At 61.9% G+C, this 18,073-nt stretch carries 13 protein-coding genes and 1 pseudogene; 6 read left to right on the forward strand and 8 right to left on the reverse strand.

Going from position 1 to position 18,073, the window contains the following annotated elements:
- Positions 1-126: 126 nt before the first annotated feature.
- From J3P92_RS13890 to J3P92_RS13900, 3 genes are all read right to left on the reverse strand, one after another.
- A complete protein-coding gene (locus tag J3P92_RS13890; protein WP_434647619.1) occupies positions 127-957 on the reverse strand; it encodes an amidohydrolase family protein in 831 nt (276 codons plus the stop codon).
- A 30-nt stretch (positions 958-987) separates the two neighbouring features.
- Positions 988-2,277, reverse strand: coding sequence for an MFS transporter (locus J3P92_RS13895; protein WP_434605936.1), 1,290 nt, complete (start codon positions 2,275-2,277; stop codon positions 988-990).
- A 130-nt stretch (positions 2,278-2,407) separates the two neighbouring features.
- The gene (locus tag J3P92_RS13900) at positions 2,408-3,139 is read right to left on the reverse strand and encodes a GntR family transcriptional regulator (RefSeq protein WP_434647622.1); all 732 of its coding nucleotides are present in this window, start codon (positions 3,137-3,139) and stop codon (positions 2,408-2,410) included.
- 280 nt (positions 3,140-3,419) lie between these two features.
- Between J3P92_RS13900 and J3P92_RS13905 the strand changes: the two genes are divergently transcribed.
- Complete coding sequence (locus J3P92_RS13905; RefSeq protein WP_434647625.1) at positions 3,420-5,120, forward strand: amidase; 1,701 nt, start codon at positions 3,420-3,422, stop codon at positions 5,118-5,120.
- Between the two features lie 74 nt (positions 5,121-5,194).
- Here J3P92_RS13905 and J3P92_RS13910 read toward each other — a convergent pair whose 3' ends face one another.
- Positions 5,195-5,974, reverse strand: a complete 780-nt coding sequence (locus J3P92_RS13910) for an EAL domain-containing protein (protein WP_434647628.1) — start codon at positions 5,972-5,974, stop codon at positions 5,195-5,197.
- A gap of 290 nt (positions 5,975-6,264) precedes the next feature.
- Here J3P92_RS13910 and J3P92_RS13915 point away from each other — a divergent pair, with 290 nt between their 5' ends.
- Positions 6,265-6,687 carry an AraC family transcriptional regulator gene (locus tag J3P92_RS13915; RefSeq protein ID WP_434647630.1) on the forward strand — a complete coding sequence of 141 codons (423 nt, stop codon included), beginning with the start codon at positions 6,265-6,267 and terminating at the stop codon, positions 6,685-6,687.
- A 32-nt stretch (positions 6,688-6,719) separates the two neighbouring features.
- Positions 6,720-8,060: an OprD family porin gene (locus J3P92_RS13920; protein ID WP_434647633.1), complete on the forward strand. Its 1,341-nt coding sequence runs from the start codon at positions 6,720-6,722 to the stop codon at positions 8,058-8,060.
- Positions 8,061-8,145: 85 nt separating this feature from the next.
- On the opposite strand, the gene J3P92_RS13925 is transcribed toward J3P92_RS13920, so the two are convergent.
- From J3P92_RS13925 to J3P92_RS13940, 4 genes and pseudogenes are all read right to left on the reverse strand, one after another.
- Positions 8,146-9,438: a PQQ-dependent sugar dehydrogenase gene (locus J3P92_RS13925; RefSeq protein WP_434605946.1), complete on the reverse strand. Its 1,293-nt coding sequence runs from the start codon at positions 9,436-9,438 to the stop codon at positions 8,146-8,148.
- On the reverse strand, positions 9,435-9,863 hold the full coding sequence (locus J3P92_RS13930) for a DUF2231 domain-containing protein (protein ID WP_420763786.1): 429 nt from the start codon (positions 9,861-9,863) through the stop codon (positions 9,435-9,437). The genes J3P92_RS13925 and J3P92_RS13930 overlap by 4 nt, the downstream gene beginning before the upstream one ends.
- Before the next feature lie 92 nt (positions 9,864-9,955).
- Entirely contained in the window at positions 9,956-11,956 is a 2,001-nt protein-coding gene (locus J3P92_RS13935; RefSeq protein ID WP_434647635.1) for a M10 family metallopeptidase C-terminal domain-containing protein, read from the reverse strand.
- Positions 11,957-12,080: 124 nt separating this feature from the next.
- Positions 12,081-13,003 (reverse strand): annotated as a pseudogene (locus J3P92_RS13940) (LysR family transcriptional regulator).
- 113 nt (positions 13,004-13,116) lie between these two features.
- Between J3P92_RS13940 and J3P92_RS13945 the strand changes: the two are divergent.
- The 3 genes from J3P92_RS13945 (at position 13,117) to J3P92_RS13955 (ending at position 18,057) form a co-directional block, all read left to right on the forward strand.
- On the forward strand, positions 13,117-14,112 hold the full coding sequence (locus J3P92_RS13945) for an aldo/keto reductase (RefSeq protein ID WP_434647638.1): 996 nt from the start codon (positions 13,117-13,119) through the stop codon (positions 14,110-14,112).
- A gap of 235 nt (positions 14,113-14,347) precedes the next feature.
- Positions 14,348-15,757 carry a putrescine-ornithine antiporter gene (potE, locus tag J3P92_RS13950; protein WP_434647641.1) on the forward strand — a complete coding sequence of 470 codons (1,410 nt, stop codon included), beginning with the start codon at positions 14,348-14,350 and terminating at the stop codon, positions 15,755-15,757.
- Entirely contained in the window at positions 15,754-18,057 is a 2,304-nt protein-coding gene (locus J3P92_RS13955; RefSeq protein ID WP_434559075.1) for an Orn/Lys/Arg decarboxylase N-terminal domain-containing protein, read from the forward strand. Before potE ends, J3P92_RS13955 begins: the two co-directional genes overlap by 4 nt.
- Positions 18,058-18,073: the final 16 nt, after the last annotated feature.

Below are 18,073 nucleotides of genomic sequence, written 5' to 3' on the forward strand. Positions count from 1 at the left end.
GATCCCGGCCCGGGATAACTCCGTATACATATGCCGGCGCGGATTTTTTCATGCAACTGCAATAGATTCTAGATGTTTATTCAGCCTACGAGTTCAGGAAAGTTGTCCACGCCGACGAAGCGGCTCTTAAAACTTGAATAATCTGCGGGGCGTTTCCACCATGAGCGCGCGCAAGAGCGGCGCCGGGCATTGCAAAGCCCGCAACTGCCGAACCACGGTGTCGAAGCCCACGACGCCTTCATGTTGTGTATGTGGCCAATCGCTGCCCCACACCATCCGATGAGGGCCCAGGCTCTGCTCCAGCATCGCCAACGCGGAGCGGGCGAAGTCGAGATTTTCTCGATCCGTCCCCGCCAATCGGTAGATGCCCGAGACCTTCATCCAGACTTGCCCGCCGACCCCCAACTCAAGCAGCTCGGCGAAACCCGGTTGGTCGAGGCCCAGACGGGCATCCGGACGACCGAAATGGTCGACCACCAGGCGGATGCCAAAAGGGATCAGTTGGCTGATCAACCCGGCCAGTTGGTCGACCGGCGCATGCAGTTCCACATGCCAGTCCAACTCGGCAAGATGCGCAAGGAAGCCTTTCCACCTTGTCTCGCAAAAATCAGGCACGGCCTTGCCCATCAGGTTCAAGCGAACGCCGACCACCCCCAGCCGTGCCATTTCATTCAGCACGGTCCGGCTGATCTCGGGTTCCACCACCACAACGCCGCGCAGTTGCCCCGGTGCCTGCCGGAGGGCGGCCAGCAGGTAACGGTTATCGGTGCCGAGAAAGCTCGGCTGGACCAATACCCCATGGCTCAGGCCGTGGGAACGCAGGTGATCCAGGTATTGCGCAAGCGTGGCGTCATAATCCGGTGTGTAGCGCCGCACCGCAGCCAGCTCCAGTTCACGGCTGAACACATGGGCATGGCTGTCGATGCCGGTGATCGGCGTAGTGCAGGTATCAACCATTGGTCTTCATCTTTCAAAAATAAGCAGTGATCAGGCCCGGGCGCTCTCGGTGCCAGGCGCTCCGTCCGGTGCAGGCGGCGCCGTGGCCTCAAGGCTGCGGCCTCGGGTTTCCGGCAGGCAAAGCGCCGCAAGCACCGCTACGCCGTAGGCAATGCCGGCGTCGATACCGATGGCCGACCCCAGGGACATGGAGTCGCTCATATGACCAACCAGGAACGGAAACAGCGCCGAGAGGACCCGGCCGAAGTTGTAGCAAAAGCCGACACCGGCGCCGCGCACATCCGCCGGGTACAACTCGTTGAAAAACGCCCCGAGACTGGCCGGAATGCCGGCCGCGAAAAAGCCGAGGGGGAAACCCAGGAACAACATCTGGGTATTGGTCAGCGGCAGGAACACGTAGCACTGCACCGTCACGACGCAGCACAGCGCAAACAGCAGGATGTTCTTGCGTCGGCCGATGCGATCGATCAGCAGCCCGCTGACCACACAGCCACACCAGAAGGCGAAGATGATCACCGCCAGGTAGCCGCCGGAGTTGAGCACCGACAGGTTGCGTTCGGTCTTGAGGAACGTCGGCAGCCACGTCATCACCGCGTGGTAACCGCCGTGTGCCCCCAGCCCCAGCAAGCCACCGAACAATGTCACGCGAATCAACTCAGGGCGAAAGATACCGCCCAGGGACTTGAAAAAACTCTGGGGAATGGCCTGTTCCTTTTGCAGCCGTTGGAAGCTGTCCGGCTCCTCGACGTTGCGACGCACCCAGATGATCAGGAACGACGGCAGCAAGCCGACGATGAACATCACCCGCCAGGCCATGTCCTGCGGCACCAGGGAATAGATCAGCGTAAAGACGCCCACCGCCAACCCCCAGCCCACCGCCCAGGCACTCTGCACCGTGCCCATGACCTTGCCGCGGTATTTCGGATTGATCGTCTCGGCCATCAGCACCGCGCCGGCGGCCCATTCGCCACCGATCCCGAAGCCTTGCAGGGCCTTGACGATCAACAATTGATGGAAGCCTGTGACGAACGCCGACAGGAAGGTGAAGAACGAAAACCACAGGATCATCCACTGCAGCGTGCGCACCCGCCCGTAGCGATCGGACAGCGTCCCGCCCACCCAGCCACCCAGGGCCGAGGTCACCAGCGTGACCCCGCTGATCAGCCCCGCATCGCCTTTGGACAAGGCGAACGCGGCGATCAGCGCCGGGATCGCAAGGCCGAACATCTGAACTTCCAGCGCGTCGAGGGACCATCCGCCGAAACAGGCCCAGAACGTCTTACGCTCCCGGGAGGTGATTTGCCGATACCAACTGAACATGATTTTTATCCTTGTAGGTGGAACGAAAGGCAGCCGAGCGCGAACCGTGCCGCTGCAAGGCCAGTCAGGAAAAACAAAAACGGCAAGGGCAGCGGTATTTGCTGCCGGACGATCCGCTAATCCGGTGAGGTCAACGAATCTCTACGCTGTAGCGGAAATGCTCGGCATGCCCGCGCGAACGTCGCCACTCCAGCGGGTTGCCCGCGTAATCACGGGCCAGGCGCTCGATTACCACCACCGGGCTATTGACCGGCACTTGCAACAAGCGGGCATGCACGTCGTTGACTGACTCGGCGGTGAGGGTTTCCTGCGCATAAGCGACAACCTGCCCGCAGGTCTCTTCATAGATGGGATAAAGCAACGGGCCTTTGTGGTTCAGGTCGATTTCCAGCAACGGCTGGAATCGGCTGCGAGGCAGCCAGATCTCTTCGGCGAGCACGGGCTCGACGTCCAGCAGACGCACCCGCACGATACGAATCACCGCCGCCTCCACTGGCAGCCCCAACGCCTGGGCCACGGCTGACGGCGCCGCCACCGGCTCTACCGACAAGATGCGGCTCTCTGGAACCCGGCGCTCCCCGGACGCGGACTGAAAACGGAAGAAACGAAACAACGACGACTGGAACTGAGGGCGACGAATGAAGGTGCCTCGGCCCTGCTGACGCTCCAGGACGCCTTCGCTGACCAACGCATCGATCGCCTTGCGCACCGTCCCGGTGGACAGTTGGTATTCGGCTGAAAGCGCCGCCTCGGTGGGAATCGCCTCCCCCGGACGCCAGCGATTGTTGGCAATCTGCTCGGCCAATTGGTCGCGCAAACGTTGATAGAGCGGCAAGCGGGCATCGCTGGGCAGTGGTTTCATCAGACGTTATCTACCTTGTTATCTAGTCATCTATATGAATTTAGGCGGAAGTATTCGCGCCCACGAATCTGTTGTCAAGAACGCCCGATTACCGCACGTCCCCTCGGACGGTCAGTGACAACGGCTGCCACGCCACGGGACATTCCTCGTGAATGGCCGGCGCTCTCGTAGTAAAGTCTGCAACCGATATCAGAACCCATTTTGAAAGACGTGAAGCCACCCGAACTTCGTTCGAACCAAGCCTCGCATCACGTCATTCGCCAGCCGCAGCGGTCATCGCATGATTGAAATCACCGAAGTCTCCATCGCCCAACTCCGGGCTGCGCTCGAATCCGGCCAGACCACGGCGGTCGAACTGGTCCAGGCCTACCTTGCCCGAATCGACGCCTACGACGGCCCCGAAACGCCCACGGCCCTCAACGCTGTGGTGGTTCGCAACCCCGAGGCGCTGGAAGAGGCGAAGGCGTCGGATACCCGTCGGGCCAAGGGCCAGACACTGGGCCCGCTCGACGGCATTCCTTACACGGCCAAGGACAGTTACCTGGTGAAGGGCCTGACCGCTGCCTCTGGCAGCCCGGCCTTCAAAGACCTGGTTGCCTATCGCGACGCCTTCACCGTCGAGCGGCTGCGCGCCGCCGGGGCCATTTGCCTGGGCAAGACCAACATGCCGCCGATGGCGAACGGCGGCATGCAACGCGGCGTTTATGGCCGCGCCGAAAGCCCGTACAACGGTGACTACCTCACCGCGCCCTTTGCCTCCGGCTCGTCCAACGGTGCGGGCACCGCCACCGCCGCCAGCTTTGCCGCCTTTGGCCTCGCCGAAGAAACCTGGTCCAGCGGACGCGGGCCCGCGTCCAACAACGGGCTGTGCGCCTACACGCCTTCGCGGGGAGTGATCTCGGTGCGCGGCAATTGGCCGTTGACCCCAACCATGGACGTTGTCGTGCCCTTCGCCAGGACCATGGCCGACCTGCTCGAAGTGCTGGACGTGGTGGTGGCCAATGACCCCGACACCCGCGGAGACCTGTGGCGCCTGCAACCCTGGGTGCCGATTCCCTCCGTTGATTCCGTTCGTCCCGCGTCCTACCAAAGCCTTGCCGCCAAACCGCAGGTGCTGGCCGGCGTGCGCTTTGGGGTCCCGCGCATGTACATCAACGCCGACCCCGAGGCGGGCACGGCCGAAAAGCCAGGGATCGGTGGCCCGACCGGCCAGCGCATCATCACGCGCCCGTCGGTGATCGCTCTTTGGGAAGAAGCGCGCAAGGCTCTGCAAGCCCAAGGCGCCGAGGTGATCGAGGTGGATTTCCCGTTGGTATCCAACTGCGAGGGTGATCGCCCTGGCGCGCCGACCGTGTTCACCCGCGGCCTGGTGTCCAAGGAGTTCTTGCATCACGAATTGTGGGATCTATCGGCCTGGGCATTCGATGATTTCCTGCGGGCCAACGGTGATCCGAAACTCAATCGCCTGGCCGACGTCGACGGACCGCTGATTTTCCCCCACGACCCTGGCACCCTGCCCAACCGCGAGGATGACCTTGCCGCCGGCATGGACGAGTACGTGAAGATGGCCCAGCGCGGAATCACGCCGTGGGACCAGATTCCTACCTTGCCTGATGGCTTGCGAGGTCTCGAAGAGACGCGCCGGATCGACTTGGAAGATTGGATGGCGCGCCTGGGCCTCGATGCGGTGATCTTCCCCACGGTGGCCGACGTCGGCCCAGCGGACGCGGACGTCAATCCAGCCTCGGCCGACATCGCCTGGAGCAATGGGGTCTGGGTCGCCAACGGCAACCTCGCCATCCGCCACCTGGGCGTGCCCACCGTCACCGTGCCGATGGGCGTCATGGCAGACATCGGCATGCCTGTCGGCCTGACGTTCGCCGGCCGAGCCTATGACGATTCGAAGCTGTTGCAGCTGGCTTCGGCGTTCGAGTCGCTGGGATCGAAACGGATGATCCCGCCGCGGACTCCGCCGGTGTAACCACAACAGCACCGCCCTGGTAAAAGCAGGCCCACCCCGGTGAGGCCTGCGTCACCATTGCTTCAAGCTATCGGTTAATCAAAGCTTCCGACCGCCAGCCGGCCGATTTCGGGCCGCGCATAAAAAAATCCTTGCATCAACTCGATGCCCATCGCCAGCAGCGTAGCGCTCTCTTCGCGCGTCTCGACGCCCTCGGCAATGATGGTAATCCCCAGCCGGTTGGCGACCAGGATGATCCCCTCGACGATGGCACGCTTGACCGGATCGTGATCGATGCCTCGGGTCAGCGCCATGTCGATTTTCAGCACCTGGGGTTGGAACAGCGCCAACAGGTTGAGCCCTGAGTAGCCAGACCCGAAATCATCGATGGCCGTGGTGAAACCCTGGCGCTCATATTCCATGAAAATCGATTTCAAGTGATCGGGGTCGTCGACACGCTCGCCTTCCGTCACTTCGAACATCAGCCTGTCCGGCGGAAAGCCGGTCTGACGCGCAGCCTCCAGGGTTGCGCGAATGCAGGTCTCGGCCCGGTAGACGGCGTTGGGCAGGAAGTTGATGCTGAGCAGGCAACCGGGAATCTCCAGGATACCCAGCCGAGCGGCTTCTTCGATGGCCTTCACGCGACAGGCCTGGTCGAATCGGTAGCGGTTGCTGTCGTTCACCAGCCCCAGGATATGGCCGGCCGACTCACCCTTCAGGCCTCGGACCAACGCCTCGTACGCAAACGCCTGGCGCGTGCGGACATTGAAGATGGGTTGGAACGCCATGGTGAATTCGAACCCCAGCGCCTCGTGGTCGCGACACTCGGCGCAGCCAAGGGACTTGAAGTTGGGATGGGAAGAAGATTGGGTCATGATCTGTGTTCCGTCGCGTCAGCGGGCGTCCCTGTGAAGCAGAAACTATAGGCAATACCCTTGAGTCGGCACGGGCGCGGCTTTCTGGAGTGCTATCGGGTCCGTTATCGTATGACCGGTGGGTCAAATCAGGCGTTCATTCGATTGTCTGAACGTAATTAACAACGATTAACTCGCACCCGCGCGCGGCGTCACCAAAAATGGAGGCTCTCTGCAGACCTTCTAAAGCGGGACGCGCGCCCCAGAGCGCTGCACATCGACGTGCTTCCCGCTGGCACGGAATTCATGTCATGGCTCATCCATCGCTCAGCGCCGTCAGGACGCCCCTTACGCCGTTGCAAAAATCCAACCACGGCGGCCTTTCGCCCTGGCGTGAAAGCCTGGTCAAGAAAATGATCTTCGACGGCCTCGGTGAAACATTGGCAATAGCCCGGCTGGCCGAGGCGTGCGCCCTTTCCCGTAGTCACTTTTCCCGAGCGTTCAAGGCCAGCACCGGTCAGTCCCCTCAAGCCTGGATCAGGGGCCAGCGCATCATGCGCGCCAAGCGCCTGATGCAGACCACCGACCTGACCCTCACGCAAATCAGCCAGGAATGCGGCTTTTGCGACCAGGCGCACTTCTGCCACATCTTCACCCATAGCGAAGGCATCAGCCCGTTCGCCTGGCGATACCGCATGCTGCGCACGTTACTGCACGCGGGGGAGCCTGGGTGATCGCGCGAGCCTCTGTTATCTGGAAATCATCCATGTCGCCTGTCATGAAAAACCTGATCGCCCCCGGGCAAGCGACGTTTACGCTGAAGCCGCTCTGGTTCCTCGCCCTGCTGACAGCAAACGCCCCAGCACTGGCGGCGCCCGGCCTCTTGGAAGGGGCGTCGCTGGAGGTACTGGGCCGCAACTTTTACCTCAACAGTGACTACCGGTCCCCTACCCCGGCGGGCCAAAGCTACAAGAAGGAATGGGCGCAAGGATTCATCGCCACGTTCGAGTCTGGCTTCACCCCCGGCATCCTCGGCGTAGGCATCGACGCCCACGGGTTCCTGGGCTTGAAACTGGACGGCGGCAAGGGCCACGCCGGAACGGGATTGCTGCCGCTGGACAGCGACGGCCGTAGCGAGGATCAATATTCCAGCGCCGGCGGCGCGCTGAAATTCAACCTGTCGCGAACCACCCTGGCACTGGGCGAAATGACCGTGGCGACGCCGGTATTCGACACTGCGGACAAACGCCTGCAACCGGAATACGCCAGCGGCGCACTCCTCACCAGTCGGGAGATCGACGGGGTCGATCTCCAGGCCGGTCATTTCAGCGCGTTCAAGAATCAGGATGCGTCCACCGCCAAGGGAGATTTTTCCGGCTACGGGGCAACCACCCGACACGCCAGCATCGATTTCATCGGTGCCGATCTTTTCAGCGGCCAGCGAGTGGGCGGCGCGCTCTACGCCTCCGAACTGAGCGACACCTGGCGCCAGTACTACGGCAATCTGCACGCAACCGCTGGCGACCTGTTCCTGGACGGCAACCTGTATTACACCCGCGACCACGGCCAAGCCAGTGCCGGGGCCATCGACAACACGGCATTCAGCCTCGCGGGCAAATACCGACGCGAGGCCCAGGCATTCACCCTGGCCTATCAGAAAGTGCGCGGCGACACGCCTTTCGACTTCGTCGGCGGCGACTCCATCTACTTGGCCAATTCGATCAAATATGCCGACTTCAATGGCCCGGGCGAACGCTCCTGGCAGGCACGCTACGACCTTGACCTGGGCGCCATGGGCGTTCCCGGCCTTAGCTTCATGGCCCGCTACGTGACAGGGCACAGGATAGATGGCAGCCATGCTCCCCGGGGCGGCGCCTACAACCCGTACGACGGCATCATCGGCAACTACGTCCCGCAGCAGGGAGACGGCGGCCGACATTGGGAACGCGACATCGACCTGCGCTATCTCGTGCCGTCAGGCCCGGCCAAGGACTTGTCGTTGCAGCTGTCCCACGTCACCCATCGCGCCAACAGCGCCCAGGCCGGCGATGACATCGACAGGCTGTACATCGTCATCCAGTACCCACTCAAACTGGGCCCGTTCTGAAGGCGCAAAAAACCGGTCGAACAGTGTTTCCGCTTAGTCAGTCATGGAGATTGCCCGGGACGACGATCCGCCCCGGGCTTGGGGATCATGGCTTGCGGGTTACACGCCAGACCGTGTTCGCCAGGTCGTCGGCGATGATCAAGGCACCCCGAGGATCGACCGTCACGCCCACTGGCCGCCCCCGGGTCTTGCCATCGGACCCGCGAAAGCCAGTCGCGAAATCCACCGGCTCACCGGCGGGCCGCCCGTTGCTGAACGGCACGAAGATCACCTTGTAGCCTACAGGCTGGTCACGGTTCCAACTGCCGTGCTCACCCACGAACGCCCCTTCGGCGAACTGTTCGCCCATGGCCGGAATCGAAAAATCGACACCCAGGGCGGCGACGTGGGACCCCAGGCTGTAGTCGGGCTTGACCGCAGCGGCGACTTTTTGCGGATCCTGCGGCTGCGCCCGTGGATCGACGTTCTGCCCCCAATAGCTATAGGGCCACCCGTAGAACGCGCCTTCGCGCACCGAAGTCAAGTAATCCGGCACCAGGTCGGGCCCTAACTCGTCCCGCTCGTTGACCACCGCCCACAACTGCCCGGAACCAGGTTCGACCTTCAACGCCGTCGGGTTGCGCAGGCCGGTCGCATAAGGCTTGTGGGCGCCCGTCTCGGCGTCGATCTGCCAGACCATCGCTCGGTCGATCTCGACTTCCATGCCGCGCTCGGTGACGTTGCTGTTGGAACCGATACCGACATACAGCGAGCGCCCGTCGGGGCTGATGGCCAACGCCTTGGTCCAGTGATGGTTGATCGCCGACGGTAGATCAGTGACCTTGACGGGCGCCCCGCTGGCCTTGGTCTGGCCCTCCTGGTAGTCGAAGCGGACCAGCGCATCCTGGTTCGCCACGTACAGCTTGCCGTCGGCAAACGCCAGCCCATAGGGCGCGTTGAGGTTTTCGGCGAAGACAGTCTTGAGCTCGTAAGTGCCATCGCCATCGGCGTCGCGCAACAGGGTCAGGCGGTTACCGCCCTTGACCTGCGTGTTGCCCTTCGCCTTGATGACGCTGGCGATCACATCCTTGGGCTTCAACTTCGGTGCATTTCCGCCTCTGCCTTCGGCCACCAGGATATCGCCGTTGGGCAAGACGAGGGTCTGGCGCGGTATTTTCAGGTCGGTGGCGATGGCGGTGATGTCGTAGCCTTGCGGCACCGTAGGCTTCTGGTCACCCCAAGCCACCGGCTCGGCGATTTTCATGCTGGGCAGGAGGCTACGCTGGGGCTCCGGCAACTTCGGGTCCGGACCGCGCGCTTGCGTGGCGTCCCCTTCGCCTCCGCAACCGCTCAACAGCAGGGCCATGCTCAAGGCCGTCAATGGGATGCGAGAGTTCATTGCTCACCTCCCGAACGCAGGTTGGTCAGCCCGACCCATGCCGCCACGCAGGCCAGCAAGGTCACGACGACGGACAATGCCAGGCCCTGGGGCATCGCGGCCCAGGCGTCCTTGGCGTGCTCGAAGGCGTTGATCAGCCCCAGCACCCAGGTGACGAGCAACAACAGGAAATAGCCTACCGGACGACCGGCCTTGTGGTCCGCGCGAATCAGATTGACCAGCGCGAACACCAACGCCAGCCCACAAAACAGCAACCCACCGGCAATCAACCAGGAGGCGAAATTGCTCCATTGGATCTGGTAGGTCTTGTAGTAAGCGATGTCGCTGAGCAGGCCCCCGAGAAACAGTGGAACCGTGCCGGCAAGCAGGACCGCATGGAGCGGTCCCGGCGTGCTTCGGTAGATAGGATGGGCGGTAACGGTCATGACAACTCCTTTTCGGTCGCGGTGATACGCCTTGGAAAAGGATCGTGTCGGGAGCGCGTTAGTTCCGACATTTTTACTCGCAGGCAGACCGTCTACCCGAACTGTTCCGGGGCCGCGACGCCCAAGAGTTGCAGTTGCGCAAAGGGCTCGTCACCTGAAGCGAAGATAAAGTTCTTGTCGCTCAGTTGCGCTGCCACATTCCCCTCCAGGGTGACCTCGAATCGGCGCCCCTCGTCATCCGCCTCATAGCTTTTCAGGTAGGTCCGCTGGCCGTCTTCACTGACGACCGCTTGCAGCGTTTTGTTATAGCCGCTCCAGAACTCGGTGAAGCCCAACGCCGACACGTCGATCTTGTCCGTGAGCGGATCGAAGTCGATGATCCGATCCTGGAAATTGCCGTCGGCCGTGCGAAAGCTGTCATCGAGAGCATCGAAGCGGAAAACATCCCAACCCTCGCCGCCGCTGAGCACGTCGCGTCCCAGCCCGCCGTCGATGACATCGTGCCCATTGCCGCCCGAAACGACATCGTTACCGGCGCCGGCGACAATCTGGTCACCGACCACCGAACCCATCAGTCGGTCGGCTGACTCGGTCCCCTGGATCAGGTGCGGCGCGAATACCACGTTGGTTTCATCGAGGGCCTGAGCCACGTCGCCATCCAGGACCAATTCGAAACGATGCCCCCGCCCGTCCGCGTCGAAGCTTTTCAGATAGGTTCGCGTTCCGGCCTCGTTGACGTGCACCGCCAAGGTTCCATCCAATCCGTTGCCGAACCCGCTGAACCCTAGCGACGTCAAATCGATCCGATCCAGATCGGCGTCGAAGTCGACGATTCGATCGCTGACGGCCTGGTTGTCGGTGCGGTAGCTGTCGCCGATCGTACTGACCCGGAAGACATCGGCACCGGCTCCGCCCTCCAGCACGTCCCGTTGCCCAGCGCCATCAAGCAAGTCGGCACCGTCATGGCCGCTGAGTCGTTCCGGGACATAGGTGCCTGACAGGACGTCATCGCCCCGCCCTCCGTCGATGCCCGGCAACACACCGTCAAGTGCGCCGAAGGAGGTATCGAGCGTGCCATCGGGGTTGAGCCGAATAAGGCTGAAATCAGCGTTGCCGAAATAGGTGCTCTGCCCCGCCACCAGGATTTTCCCGTCCGCCAGAACGGTAATGTCCCTAGCCATGTCCCGATCACCGGTCAGGTCGATCACCGCGACGCCAGCGTTGCCGAAACTTGTGTCCAGAGAGCCGTCCTGGTTCAGCCTGATGATCTTGAAATCAAAACCGCTGCCATTTTGTTCGCCGCCACCGGCCAACAGGATCTTGCCATCGGCCTGGACGGTGACCGAGGCTGCCAGGCCCGCCACCTGGGTATCGACCAGGCCGTCCGTGCCGAAACTGCTGTCCAGGCTGCCGTCTGCATTCAAGCGCGCGACCACCATCTCGCCGTTGTAGCCCGGCACCAGCAATTTGCCATCCGCTTGCAGGGTGAATCCGTACCCTTCCAGCGCGCCCATGTTCGGGATATTGAATTGGATGGCGTTGCCGCCATTGAAGGTCGAGTCAAGCGTTCCGTCGGCATTGAGGCGACTGACCGAAAACAGACTCTCGTAGCTGTCCTGATTCGACACCAGGATCTTGCCGTCAGGCTGTACCGTGGCACTGGCATAATCGCCCCAGGACCCCGGCACGATGGCCTTACCGTTGACACCAAACCCCTGGTCCACCGTGCCGTCGGTATTGAGCCGGATCATGGCGATGCCGGATGTGAATTGTGGGTAGACGAGCAGATACTTCCCGTCTGGCTGCACGGCCGCACTGTAGCCTTCCCCTGGGAAAATATCGTGAGGGAGCTGCGTCTTGCCGTCGTCGCTGAAGGTCGTATCGAGGGTGCCGTCGGCATTGAAGCGCATCAGGGAGGTCCGGTAGCCTTCGTACTCCCAGTCCTTTTCTACCTTTGTCATGCCCGCCAGCCATATCGTGCCGTCCGGGGCCACCGCGATTTTCTTGGTGTCGTTGTAGCCGTCAAGGTCGACGAAGGTCTTCCCGGTGCCTGCTCGTGGGGCCAATCCTGCATTGCTGTGTGCGTTGTCCATGCTGAACCTCATGTGTCGATGAGACACTCCAGAAAATTTTCGCACCTTACAAAATAGCCATTGATGGCGGCTTCGCCAGTCTTGGATCCCATCAGCGCAACGCAGCGCCGTGCTTTTCCAAGCCTTACACCTTCATCATCAACTCGCCTTGGGCATCCGCTTCGCCATGGAGCAACTCGATCACCCAGTCGATAAACACCCGCACCCGGGGCGACAGTTGCCGATGGGGCGGATAGACCACCGAAATCGGCCATGACGGCACTGGATGTTCCGTCAACACTTGCACCAAGCGCCCTTCGGCCAACTGCCGCTGCACGTGATAACGCGGCGCCTGAATCAAGCCGAGTCCCGCTTCGCAGGCCGTCACGTAGGCGTCGGCATTGTTGACGGTCAGTTCCGACGACATGTTCAGCTCTCGCACCTGCCCCGCTGCCTCGAACTCGAACGGAAAAAAACGTCCATTGCCGGACGCGAAGCCAACGGCGCGGTGCCCGGACAATTCTTCAGGTCGCCGTGGCGTGCCCACGCGAGCCAGGTACTGCGGGCTGGCGCATGTCACTTGATGCAGCCGCACGATCGGCCGCGCCACCAGCGCCTGGTCGACGATATTGCCGGCCCGGATGGCGCAATCGACCCCCTCGCGTTGCAGATGTACTTGCCGATCATGGAAACCAAGGTCCAGTTGCAACTGCGGATAGCGTCGATAGAAGTCCGCCAGGTTCGGCACGATCCAAGTGCAGCCGAAGGCGATCGGCATGTCCACGCGCAAGGTGCCCCGGGGTTGGCTCCGTTGCGTGGAGAGCGAGTTTTCCAGGTCGTCCAGTTCTTCCAACAAGTGGCCGCAGCGCTGGTAATAAGCTTCGCCGTCGAGGGTGGCACGCACTTGCCGGGTGGTGCGCTGCAACAACTGCACGCCCAAGTGGCTTTCAACTGCTGGATCAACAAGCTGACGGTGGCCCTGGGCAGCCCCAGGTCATCGGCCGCCCTGCCAAAACCGCCCAGCTCGACGATGCGTCGGAACACTTGCATTGCCTGTAATCGGTCCATTATTCGGCTCACTGTTTAGAAATCACGAATAGTTAAACCAAAATCACCAGCTTTAACCATAAAACCAATTTAAGGAGACTGATCCCGTCATCTCAACCCAAAGGAACACTCTTATGATCACCCGCCAACTTGGCCATCAAGGCCCACACGTCAGCGCCATCGGCCTGGGCTGCATGGGCATGTCGGATTTCTACACCACCGGCGCGGATGAGCGAGAGGCAATCGCCACGCTCCACCGCGCCGTCGAACTGGGCGTAACACACTTCGACACCGCGGACATGTACGGGCCGCACACCAACGAGCAACTGGTGGGACAGGCTTTGCGCGGCAAGCGCGATGGGATTTTTCTGGCGAGCAAGTTCGGCCTGGTTCGCAGCGACGATCCACATGCCCGGGGCGTCGATGGTCGCCCGGGGTACGTCCGGCAATCGATCGACGGCAGCCTCAAGCGCCTCGGAACCGATTACCTGGATCTTTACTATCAACACCGAATCGACCCTCAGGTGCCGGTGGAAGAAACGATTGGCGCCATGGCCGAATTGGTCAAGGCCGGCAAGGTTCGCCACATCGGCATTTCGGAAGCCAGCGCCGAGACAATCGAGCGGGCCCATGCCGTGCATCCCCTGGCGGCGGTGCAAAGCGAATATTCGTTGTGGTCCAGGGAGCCGGAACACAACGGCGTGCTCGAAACCTGCCGACGCCTGGGAATCGCTTTTGTCGCCTACAGCCCGTTGGGGCGTGGTTTCCTGACGGGCGAGTTGAAGACGCCGGAGGACTTTGCCGCCGACGACTATCGGCGCTTCAATCCGCGTTTCGAGGCCGACAACTTCTATCGCAACCTCGCCCTGGTCGAACGAGTCCGGGCCATGGCCGAGGACAAGCACATCAGTGCCGCGCAACTGGCCTTGGGCTGGGTACTGGCCCAGGGAAGCAATGTCACCGCGATCCCGGGCACCAAGCAGCGTCGGTACCTGGAAAGCAACATCGCCGCCGCCAGCGTTTTCCTGAGCAGCGATGACTTGAATCATCTGGACGCCATTTTCGCCCCCGAAGGCGCCGTGGCCGGCGAGCGCTACAGTGCCGAGGTGATGACCTTGCTCGACGGCTGATCCTCACACCCACCGTGGCGAGGGAGCTTGCTCCCGCTCGGCTGCATAGCAGTCGCAAACAGCCGACGCGGTCTGCCCGAAGACCGCCGGGGACGGCTTCGCCGGCCAGCGGGAGCAAGCTCCCTCGCCACGGGTTATTCGATAGATGGGGTCATCGCGATGCGAGCGATTCTTGCTTACTGGAGATCCTCTGCTATGACTTAACCCCGTCACTTTCAGTATGTGAGGCAAGGGAATGTCAGCCGCCAAGAAAATGAGCGTGGGGCAGCTCACCATGCTGACCGCCGTCAACATGCTGGGATCCGGCATTGTCCTGTTACCCACCAAGCTCGCCGAAGTCGGCGGCATCTCCATCCTCTCCTGGTTGATCACCGCCACGGGCTCCCTGGCGCTGGCCTACGCGTTCGCCCGCTGCGGCATGCTCAGTCGAAAGACCGGCGGCATGGGCGGATACGCCGAATACACCTTTGGCAAATCCGGCAACTACATCACCAACTACACCTATGGCCTATCGCTGCTGATTGCCAACGTGGCGATCAGCATCACGGCCGTCGGCTATATCCAGACGCTTTTCAGCATCGAGCTCGACTCGCTGCAAGTCGGCCTGGCAACCATCGCCTTGTTGTGGCTGACCACCTTCGCCAATTTCGGCGGCGCAAGCGTTACCGGCAAGATCGGTGCCGTGACCGTTTGGGGCGTCATTGCCCCGGTGGTGCTGGTGTCGACTATTGGTTGGTTCTGGTTCGACAGCAGTGTCTATGCGGCCGGTTGGAACCCTCACGACAAACCCTGGTACGAAGCGGCTGGCGCATCGGTGGCAATCACGCTCTGGGCCTTCCTGGGCCTGGAGTCGGCGTGCGCCAACGGTGACGCGGTGGAGAACCCCGAGAAGAACGTGCCGATCGCCGTTCTCGGCGGGACGCTCGGGGCCGCTGTGATCTACATCGTCTCGACCAACGTCATCGCCGGTATCGTCGACAACGCCGAGCTGGTGTCCTCCACCGCGCCGTTCGGCCTGGTGTTCGCCAAGATGTTCACGCCCCTGGTGGGCAATATCGTCATGGGGCTGATGGTGCTGGCGTGCGTCGGCTCCCTGCTCGGTTGGCAGTTCACCGTCGTCCAGGTGTTCAAGAGTTCGGCGGACACGGGTTACTTCCTGCCGATCTTCGCCAAGGCCAACAAGCATGGCGTGCCGATCATCAGCATGTTGATCCTGCTGGCGATGCAGACGGCGATGGCGCTGCTGACTATCAGTCCCGACCTCGCCAAGCAGTTCGATACGTTGGTGAACCTCGCCGTGGTGACCAACCTGGTGCCGTACATTCTCTCCATGGCGACGCTGGTGACCCTGCAGAAGGTTTCCAATGTCCCGGCGAACAAGGCTCTGGTCACCAATATCGTCGCAGGCATCGCCGCGGCCTACAGTTACCTGGCGCTCTACAGCTCGGGCGAACAAGCGCTGATGCTCGGCGGCGTGGCGGTCATCGTCGGCTACACGCTGTTCGGTTACGTCAATACCCGCCTGATCCGCCTGGAGGCCATGAACAACAGCGTACCGACCCAGACCGTCGCGGCGCAGCACATCGTTGGCGAGCCCATTCCCGTCAACCACTTGAAGCCGGCTAACCTGGAGGCATTGCCATGACGGAACATCGAAATCTATTGGGGATGCTGGCCCTGCTCGTCTCCAACGCACCGGACAAGCGCAGCGTATTCGGCCGGGCCCTGATCCAGCTGATCAGTGACGTAGAGGATCGCGCCGTCAGTGTGCTGACTTCCGAGACCCTGAGCGATGCCAAGTCGATCCTAAGCTCCGACCCGGCCATCCAGTGCGTGCTGCTCAGCTGGGAAATAGACACCAGCGAAGACCATCGCGAATGCATCGACCTGCTGACCGCCCTGCGCGAGCGCAACACCCGCGTGCCGGTGTTCCTGATCAGCGATCGCAGCACCGCGTCCAACGTGCCGTTGATCGTCATGCAACACGCCGACGACTTCATCTGGCTGCCCGAGGACACCAGCCGGTTCCTGAGCGGGCGGATCCTGGCGGCGATCGAACGTTATCGCCAGGCAGTGTTGCCACCGATGTTCGGCGCCCTGCTGAAATTTGCCCGCAGCTACGAATATTCATGGCACACGCCGGGCCACGCCGGCGGCACGGCCTTTCTGAAAAGCACGGCGGGCCGGGCATTCTATGAATTCTTCGGGGAAAACCTGCTGCGCTCGGACCTGTCCATCTCCGTCGGCGAGCTGGGTTCGCTGCTCGACCACAGCGGCCCCATCGGGCAAGGCGAGCGTTATGCCGCCAAGGTCTTCGGCGCCCATCGCACCTACTACGTCACCAACGGGTCATCGATGTCCAACCGCGTGATCCTGATGGCCAGCGTGACGCGGGACCAGATCGCCTTGTGCGACCGCAACTGTCACAAATCCGCCGAGCATGCGATGACGCTGTCCGGGGCAATTCCGACCTACCTGGTGCCGACTCGCAACCGCTTCGGCATCATCGGCCCGATCCTGCCGCAGACCCTCAGCGCCGAGGGCGTGAAGGCCGCCATAGCCAGCAATCCGTTGGTCAAGAGCGACATCGACCCGACACCCGTGCACGCGATTATCACCAATTCCACCTACGACGGCCTGACCTACAACGTCACCCGCGTCGAGGAACTGTTGGGGCAAAGCGTCGATCGCTTGCACTTCGACGAAGCCTGGTATGGCTACGCGCGCTTCAACCCGCTGTACAAGGACCGCTTTGCGATGCACGGCAGCCCGGACGACCACGACCCGTCGAAACCGACCGTGTTCGCCACCCAGTCCACTCACAAGCTGCTGGCTGCGCTGTCCCAGGCGTCGATGATCCACGTGCGCAATGGCCGTAATCCGATTCCCCACGGGCGCTTCAACGAGTCGTACATGATGCACGCCTCGACCTCGCCCAACTACGCGATCATGGCCTCGTGCGATGTCAGCTCGGCGATGATGGAGGCGCCCAGCGGGCAGATCCTCACCAGCGAGGCGATCGAAGAAGCTGTCGCCTTCCGGCAGGTCATTTCCCATATGCAGAGCGAGATGTTCAGTCACGACGATTGGTTCTTCTCGTGCTGGCAGCCGCCGATGGTGCAAGTGGACGGGCAGTCGATCGCCTTCCATGAGGTCGATCCAGCGCGGCTCAAGGCCGATCCTGGTTGCTGGGTGCTGCACCCCAATGAGGTCTGGCACGGCTTCGGCGACATTGAAGACGGCTACTGCATGCTCGATCCGATCAAGGTCTCGATCCTGAGCCCTGGCATGGGCGACGACGGCAATCTGCTGGACTTTGGCATCCCGGCCTGTGTACTCAGCGCCTACCTGGGCACGCAAGGCATCGTGGTGGAAAAAACCACCGACTTCACTATCCTGTTCCTGTTTTCCATCGGCATCACCAAAGGCAAATGGGGCACCCTGGTGAACGCCCTGCTCGACTTCAAGCGTGACTACGACGCCAACCTCGAACTGGAGCTGTGCCTGCCCGACCTGTTGAGCGCCAACCAACAGCGCTATGCCGGCATGGGGCTCAAGGACCTGGCCGAAGAGATCTTCGCCGCCATGAAAAAAACCAAGACCACCGCAGCCATGGCCAAGGCTTTCGGCACGCTGCCGCAAGCGCAGTTCAGCCCCGTGGAGGCCTACGAAAAACTGGTCAGAAACGAAATCGAGCAGGTGACGCTGGACGAGGCCGCCGGTCGGATCGCGGCAACGGGGATCGTGCCGTATCCACCGGGCATCCCCCTGTTGATGCCAGGGGAAAATGCTGGCCCATCAGACGGACCCTTGCTGGCTTACCTGAAGGCTCTGGAGAGTTTTGACCGGTCATTCCCTGGCTTCACCCATGACACCCATGGGATCGAAAATGACGGCGGCGTCTATCGGTTGCTGGTGTTGAAACAGGACGCGGCGGACCGTTAGCCGATTGGATCGGGGA

Origin of the sequence: Pseudomonas sp. D3-27 (assembly GCF_051132165.1) — a bacterium.
Classification (GTDB): Bacteria; Pseudomonadota; Gammaproteobacteria; order Pseudomonadales; family Pseudomonadaceae; genus Aquipseudomonas.